This is a genomic window from Bradyrhizobium campsiandrae, from assembly GCF_014529705.1.
GTDB lineage: Bacteria > Pseudomonadota > Alphaproteobacteria > Rhizobiales > Xanthobacteraceae > Bradyrhizobium > Bradyrhizobium campsiandrae.
The window spans coordinates 1-613 of sequence record NZ_JAANIH010000177.1 but is presented as its reverse complement, the minus strand read 5'-3'; the positions used below and the strand labels follow the sequence as shown (position 1 = coordinate 613).

The following is a 613-nucleotide window of genomic DNA, read 5'->3' as shown; positions in this document are numbered from 1 at the left end:
AACGAATGGCGCGTCAGCCGGAATGGTTTCCGATTCTTTCGCAAATTGATACATACATTCAGCAAAGAGCGATTTCCCTGTACCTGTCCGTCCTAGAATTAAGCTGTGAAGCCCGTTTGGCGGGTATAAAATCGCGGCTTTGGCTTGTTGAATACTTACTTTTAAACTATCTTCTGAACCAATCAATCTTCCAAAAGAAGACTCTTGCATATTTCCCACATGTTGGTTAACTCTTTCCGTTGTTTTTATAGCTTGATAAAATACCGGTTTCCCAGGAAGTTTGTCTATTCTTTTCTCTTTAAAAAGATCATTTAGATAACGACTAGCGTTTGCTCTGTCCATTTGAAGCAATTCTGCGACATCTGCAGCAGATACTTTTTCTTCTTTTTCGTTTAGAAGTTGGAGGACTTCTTCTTTTCTACTAGACATCTACTCTACTCCTTTTTGAAACTCTATGATTCCATTATACCTTTTTAAATGGCATCCTCGCAACGATAAAAATTAACTAAAAAAAGCGCGAATGCTTTCCTATCTATCAAGAGAGAAAAACATTCGACGCATCTTAAGATTTTTTAAAATTGTTTGGTTTTTTGTTGCATTTATTTGGTTTATT

At 36.4% G+C, this 613-nt stretch carries 1 protein-coding gene; it reads right to left on the bottom strand.

Translation table 11 applies throughout. From position 1 onward, the window contains the following. Positions 1 to 429: helix-turn-helix domain-containing protein (locus tag G8O24_RS47050; RefSeq protein WP_188108421.1), on the bottom strand; the 429-nt coding region annotated here is incomplete at its 3' end. Between the last annotated feature and the right edge of the window lie 184 nt (positions 430 to 613).